The organism is Rivularia sp. PCC 7116, from assembly GCF_000316665.1.
Classification (GTDB): domain Bacteria; phylum Cyanobacteriota; class Cyanobacteriia; order Cyanobacteriales; family Nostocaceae; genus Rivularia.
Genome location: NC_019678.1, coordinates 6,588,820 through 6,595,000 on the forward strand (window position 1 = coordinate 6,588,820; position 6,181 = coordinate 6,595,000).

Here is a 6,181-nt window from a genome sequence, read left to right on the forward strand (position 1 = left end):
GGTATGATTACTTCTTTCCCCATTTCTGCAAAGCTCGCTTCAGGGCACCATCATTCAAACTTTCCAATTCAAAAGACTCTCCCCTCTCGACTTTTTCCAAAGCTTGAAAAAATGCTTTGACTCCAGCAGCAGCACCATCGGGATGATCCATTATTCCCGTACCCGCATTCAAAATTACATCATCACCGTAATCTGCTATTGCTTGAGGTACGATGCCGGGGTGAATACCCGCAGAAGGAACCGGAAAAACATTGCGATCGCGCAAGCTATTTTTGATTTTTGCTTCCTCTGATGCATCAAAGGGTAAACTTCCATAATGTGCTGGATACAACACCGCATCAGCACCCCCATGAGCCATGAAAGTTCCTAGTATTACAGAATACGATATACCGTGGTCTGGAGCCGCACACAAAGCGCCTGCAAGGGCTGGATGAGTAAAAATAGGTACATTAATATCTGCATCAGTGGCTAATGCTTGCAGTACTGAGAATCCGTAAGGGAGTACGTTAAGTAACAATGCATTAGCGCCTTCTCTTACTAATAAACGCGCTTTTTCTAATAATTTATCTGCACTTCCGGTAACGTTAACGGCATACAATATAGTGCGTCCGGTTTTTTGCTTGATTTCATCAATCACTTGACGACAAGCTTTAAGACGTTCCAAGGTAGGAGCAACATCTAAGTCTCCAAGAATCTCATCATCTTTAATAATATCTAGACCTGCGTAAGCAACTTGTTTTAAAATATCAGCATGGTCTTGGGCACTAAGTCCTAAAGCTGGTTTAAATATTGCCATAATTAGAGGACGGTTAAATACTCCGAGTCTTTCTCTAATTCCAGAAATACCAAGCTTAGGTAACAAACCATAATTCTCGGATAATTTTACTGCTACAACTTTTGCAGCCCCTGCCATTGAATATTTACCAAATATCATTGTTAGCAAGCTGGAAATATCATTCTCGACGTTTGCTTCGGGGAACCTAACTTTTGCTTGACTATAACCAGTATTATCTTCGGTTTTTACTGCAATGACTTGTCCAAGATGCTTGCTTAAAGTTGCTTCTCGGTGAGCAAAACGAGCATCCCAAGTACCCGCAGTTTGTCCAACAGCAATAACTTTAGCTTGTTTTTGGGCATCTACTCCGGGCGGAAAACGATAATCAACTTCAATCATCAGCTTGTCATTTATGACTTTACTCAATTATTTCAATTATTCAATTTAGCTTTAAAGAGTGAAGTGGGGAATAGAAAATTAAATTTATCAATCTATTACCCAGGTTAAAGACTTTCTAAATAACTGAGCAAATCGGCCATTTCTTCCGTACTGGGTTGAAATTTTGGCATTGGCGGGGTATCTCCACTAATAACTTGGTGAATCAGTCCATAGCGAGATTTATGTTTGGACACTGCTTGTAGAGAAGGACCTACGCTTCCCGTTGCTTCCAAACCATGACAGCCAGCACAGTTAATTTGAAAAATTGCGTGTCCTTGAGTAGGATTTCCTGTTTTAGAAAGTACACTTTTGATATAGGGATCGGAAGTTCTCACCATGTTTACAGCAAAAATGCCTAATAGGATTGCTAGCAAAACCGCTAACGAAAAGAATGCGATTCGCCCCATTAGAGTATCCGGTTTGGTAATCTGGTTATCCAAAAGGTTTGCTGTCAAAGTCGGTGTCTACAAAAAAATATTTCATTTCATACACATAGCTTAAAAGTTCTTGACTGTCTGTGCAAGCACTAATCGCCAATTTTCCTACCCAAAATGCACCTCAAATTCTTTCTAGGAGCGCTCTAGGGCTACTTTCTTTGATAAGATGAAAGACAGTAAACAAATATGAAAAACTGCGATCGGGAGACTCTAATGGTTGAACCTCTACTTGATGGAATGGTTTTAGGTTTAGTTTTTGTTACTTTAGCTGGTTTGTTTTATAAAGCCTACGAACAATACAAGCGCGGCAACGAGCTGGGACTGTAAAAGTTATCAGTGAAGAGTTACCAGTTATCAGCTTGTTACTTATATCTTTAGCTCATGCTGGTGAATTTATAGGTTTATTTTTGAAAACAGAAGTCCTTAAAGTGGACGCAAAATTTTATTTAGTCCTCTTCTAGAGGACTTTTGCTGTTAAATGACGTTTTAACAGCTATTGGTAGAATCGGAATCCCCGTGAGTAAACATCAGCGTTTCCCAATAAAGTATCCTATTGAAGAGAATAGATAGTGTTCGCTGGTTACTGATAACTGTTCACTGATAACTGTAAAAACTGACGGTGGTGTTGCCATAAACTTTTTGACGGCAAATTTCCCAATCTGGCATTTGTGGTGGTGTCCATAATTTGGGATTATGCTCTACTGCGATTTCTCCGTCTCGATCTAAAAGCTTGTAGCGAGCAATAGCTTCTAAAACCGGTTTATACAAATCGCTTGCATAAGGTGGATCTAAATAAATTCTGTCAAACTGCTGTTCATTGAGTTTGGGTAATTGCTGTAATATATCTCCTTGCAAAAGTTCCCATATTTGTTCGGAACTTGCTACTTGCTGCCAATTTTGCTTTATGACACCGCAAGCACTTTTAGATTTTTCTATACCAACTACGAGTTTAGCCCCTCTACACAAAGCTTCTGCACCCATAGAACCAGTTCCGGTGCATAAATCTAACCAGCGACAATCAGCAATCTTTCCTTGCCAAACATTGAATATAGCTTCTCTTACTCTCGCACTTGTAGGTCTGGTTTGCTTCCCTGGTAATGTTTTTAACTGACGTTTACCGTATATTCTTAACAAAATGTTTTCGCGTCTTTAGAGATTTTGGCGACAATAGTAAAACTTGCTGCCACTATTCTATAGCAGAAACCACACAGCATTGCTCTGGCATTAAATTAAAATCATTGGCATTGACAATTAAATATGGAATACTTGCAATTTATTAAACAGCGACTTTTTCACGTACCTGAGAGACAAAATTAGAAAGGATTTGTAGTCCTACATTAGAAGATTTTTCGGGGTGAAACTGAACTGCGGTTACATTATCGTAAGCGATTGCAGCAGTTACAGTTTGACTACCATGAGTTACGGTTGCTGCATTCACTTTTTTCTCTATTGGATCGACATAGAAAGAATGAACAAAGTATACCCAAGGTTGGGGTGGTAAATGCTCCCATAAAAGGCTCCGTGGCTGAGTTATTTCCAACTGATTCCAGCCCATATGAGGAATTCTTATTTCCGACTCCGCGCGAAAACGTCTCACCTTTCCTTTAATGATTCCTAATCCATTTTCAACTCCTTCCTCAGACGATTCAAATAGAATTTGCATTCCCAGACATATTCCTAAAAAAGGTTTACCTGAAGCCACTACATTTTTTATTGGTTCAATCAAACCTCGCGATCGCAAATTTTGCATTGCCGGATCGAAGGCACCAACTCCAGGCAATACAATTGCCATAGCTCTTTCCAAATCTTTGGCAGAACTTGTAACTTTAGGGGTTGCACCAGCTTTTTCTAAAGCCTTACAAACTGAGTGCAAATTTCCCATGTCATAATCTATTACTGCAATTACCGCCATTAACCTACTCCCGATAAATTTATAGATGGAGGGTAAACAATCTTAAATAATAAATTTTGTGCCGCAAAGATTGTTATTAACTTCCGAACAAAATTTGGCTTATACGTTACAAATCAATTTGCTCTAAAGACTTACTGCTTAAAATTACTTTACATTGTTATAGTCATAGTTAATTTGATTCTCAAAGCTAATTTTACCTGGAAATTTACAACCTGTTAGTTTAAGGAAAATTAAAGAACAGTGAACTTTTAACTCTATGCTATTCTAAGCGGCTCAATCATGCAAAGTAATAAGCCATTAATTTCAAAAATTAAGTGAGAAAAATAGTAGATCTGACGCTTTCTCAGAACTTTTTTTTAGAATTGAGTGAATAGAAACCAACTTGTTCATCTCTACTATTACTTAATTTTCTAATCAACATCTAATAACTACTATAGTACAGATATATTACGGCAACAGTAAATAATATAGGTAGGAGTATTATGTGTTGTATATAACTGTTGACTTCAAACAATTAAAAGCCAACATCGCTTTTCTGGGTTGACATCAAATACTTGAGAGGTGAATTTGTTTTGAATGGTTTTATGATTCAGTTTTAGGTAGGTGCGTAGTCTCTTAAATTATTAATTGCTTCATACTTATTCACGTTATTATTTTGACAAATAAAAATGTCTAATTTTGCTGTTAATTTATGATTCATAGATTGATAGATAGGCACTTTCATCGATATAGGTGCGTCTTTAATGAAACGCAAAAACTAAGGATATATGTTCTCATTCTTACTTAATTTTCCTATCGCTCAAACAACTACTCCCACCCCGGCACCTGTAGAAGTAGTACAACCACAACAAGTGCGTCCTTTACCGGGTAAACTTGATAACATTCCAGTTTTTAATAGCAACAGTCCGGAATTAGTTCTCAAAGAAGGAATTCTGCTTTCGACATTTCCGTCTAAAGGAAAAAAAGTGTCCTCAGCACATCTTAATTTTCCTTTTAAAGGACGTTTTGATATATTTGCCCATCATGTTGCCAAAGCATCTGCACCGGATGATTTAAGGACGTTATACTTAGGGATAATTCTGCATAACCCAACCTCACAACCTGTAACGATAAATGTATTACATGGAGCAAGCTATTTAAGTCAACCGGATGCACCATTTATTGATTTACCATCCCAAAAAAATAATTATTTTGGTCGAGTTTTTGCAGGTCCCGGAAGTAGAGTAACGAGTGATGTTCTTAGAAAACGTCGTCAATCGACAATACCTGCTCAACTAACAATTCCAGCAGGGGAAAGTCGCATGATGATGAATGCACCCATTCCAGTAAAAGAACTGGAACCACCTATAAATGGACGTTCTACCTTAATGCGACTGTGGAGTAGTGATAAGGTATATGCTGCATCTTTAGCAATGTTTGCACCTACTAATGCTGATGAGAGCGAACGTCCCCCAACTTTACAAGAATGGCAAAATCTACTTGATAACGGTGATTTAGCAGGACCAAGAGATAAAGCACCTACACCACCAGAAGACATTAACAAACCAATAATTTACGGCAGAGTATCGGGAGTTGCAAAGGGTTCTCAATGGAATTCTTTAGTCGTCGATAGTCCTAAAAAAACTTATTTAACAATTCCTCAACCTGGTAAAGCTTTTTCCTACGGTATCGCTACCCTACATCGCGGAACTTTAGGAACCGATCAAATTCAAAGTGCTAAAATGTTAGCACGTTATTCCGATACCGCATATTACGCTCATGGCAATTATGGGATTTGGTACAGTTTACAGTTACCCTTACTAAATAAATCTTCAGCACCGCAGACCGTAAAAGTATCATTGCAAACACCAATTAAGGAAGATGAGTTAACCAAAGATGGATTGCGCTTCTTTGATAATCCATCTAAACGAGTTTTCTTTCGCGGTACGCTAAGATTGCGTTATACAGATGATAAAGGATTACCGCGTACTCGCTACCTACATTTAGTGCAAAATAGAGGTGAAAGAGGAAAACCTTTAACAATATTGAATATGAAACCAGGTGGTAAAAGACTTGTAGAAGTTGATTTACTTTATCCCCCAGATGCGACACCACCGCAAGTACTTACAGTTGAGACGGAAGATAAATAAAATTTTCTCGTAGGGTGCTGTGACGGTTACGGTAATTTATGAACTGTAACGAAATTTTTAAAATTTACCGTCACGCACCAATTTATCAGAAATGTGTAAGTTAAGACACTCAGTATGTAAAAAATTTATATCGTCAAGAAATTACAGAATTAAAAAAAACCAAAAAACCCTTCTGAGTATTACAGAAGGGTTTTTTGGTTTGTTTTGAATTAAAAACCTGGCACCGAGCTATTTTCACAGGAGGCAACCCTCCAACTATCGTCGCCGCAACAGCGTTTCACCTCTGAGTTCGGGATGGAATCAGTGTGGTTCCACTGTGCCATAGGCACCAGGAAACTTGTAGGGAATACAGAGTCCCTGAAGGCTGCATATTAACGCGAATAATTTTGTTTGTATTTACAATGATTGTTGGTTTGAGGTCAAGCCCTCGGTCTGTTAGCATGGCTCGGCTACATACATTACTGCACTTCCACCTACCACCTATTAACGG

The 6,181-nt window shown here is 38.3% G+C and carries 6 protein-coding genes and 2 rRNA genes (1 of these 8 cut by a window edge); 2 read left to right on the forward strand and 6 right to left on the reverse strand.

What is annotated here, in order from left to right; genetic code table 11:
- Nucleotides 1-7: 7 nt before the first annotated feature.
- Nucleotides 8-1,177 (reverse strand): RuBisCO large subunit C-terminal-like domain-containing protein, encoded by a 1,170-nt coding sequence (locus RIV7116_RS25395; RefSeq protein WP_044292341.1) that lies wholly within the window; start codon nt 1,175-1,177, stop codon nt 8-10.
- Nucleotides 1,178-1,278: 101 nt separating this feature from the next.
- Nucleotides 1,279-1,653 carry a cytochrome c gene (locus tag RIV7116_RS25400; protein ID WP_044291185.1) on the reverse strand — a complete coding sequence of 125 codons (375 nt, stop codon included), beginning with the start codon at nt 1,651-1,653 and terminating at the stop codon, nt 1,279-1,281.
- Nucleotides 1,654-1,863: 210 nt separating this feature from the next.
- On the opposite strand from RIV7116_RS25400, the gene petG reads away from it, so the two are divergent.
- Nucleotides 1,864-1,977 carry a cytochrome b6-f complex subunit V gene (petG, locus tag RIV7116_RS25405; RefSeq protein WP_015121198.1) on the forward strand — a complete coding sequence of 38 codons (114 nt, stop codon included), beginning with the start codon at nt 1,864-1,866 and terminating at the stop codon, nt 1,975-1,977.
- Nucleotides 1,978-2,244: 267 nt separating this feature from the next.
- Here petG and rsmD read toward each other — a convergent pair whose 3' ends face one another.
- Together rsmD and hisH are read right to left on the reverse strand one after the other, a co-directional pair.
- Complete coding sequence (gene rsmD / locus RIV7116_RS25410; protein WP_044291186.1) at nt 2,245-2,787, reverse strand: 16S rRNA (guanine(966)-N(2))-methyltransferase RsmD; 543 nt, start codon at nt 2,785-2,787, stop codon at nt 2,245-2,247.
- A 139-nt stretch (nt 2,788-2,926) separates the two neighbouring features.
- Complete coding sequence (hisH, locus tag RIV7116_RS25415) at nt 2,927-3,562, reverse strand: imidazole glycerol phosphate synthase subunit HisH (RefSeq protein ID WP_015121200.1); 636 nt, start codon at nt 3,560-3,562, stop codon at nt 2,927-2,929.
- A gap of 767 nt (nt 3,563-4,329) precedes the next feature.
- Between hisH and RIV7116_RS25420 the strand changes: the two genes are divergently transcribed.
- Nucleotides 4,330-5,691 (forward strand): DUF3370 domain-containing protein, encoded by a 1,362-nt coding sequence (locus tag RIV7116_RS25420; RefSeq protein WP_015121202.1) that lies wholly within the window; start codon nt 4,330-4,332, stop codon nt 5,689-5,691.
- A gap of 215 nt (nt 5,692-5,906) precedes the next feature.
- Here the strand turns inward: RIV7116_RS25420 and rrf are convergent.
- A 5S ribosomal RNA gene (gene rrf, locus RIV7116_RS25425) occupies nt 5,907-6,024 on the reverse strand.
- An 82-nt stretch (nt 6,025-6,106) separates the two neighbouring features.
- Nucleotides 6,107-6,181: ribosomal RNA gene (locus tag RIV7116_RS25430) — 23S ribosomal RNA — on the reverse strand (it continues 2,744 nt past the right edge of the window).

Bases quoted from the DNA above. Each gene is read 5' to 3' on its own strand.
- hisH (WP_015121200.1), bottom strand. From the start codon at position 3,562: ATGGCGGTAATTGCAGTAATAGATTATGACATGGGAAATTTGCACTCA.
- petG (WP_015121198.1), top strand. From the start codon at position 1,864: ATGGTTGAACCTCTACTTGATGGAATGGTTTTAGGTTTAGTTTTTGTT.
- RIV7116_RS25420 (WP_015121202.1), top strand. From the start codon at position 4,330: ATGTTCTCATTCTTACTTAATTTTCCTATCGCTCAAACAACTACTCCC.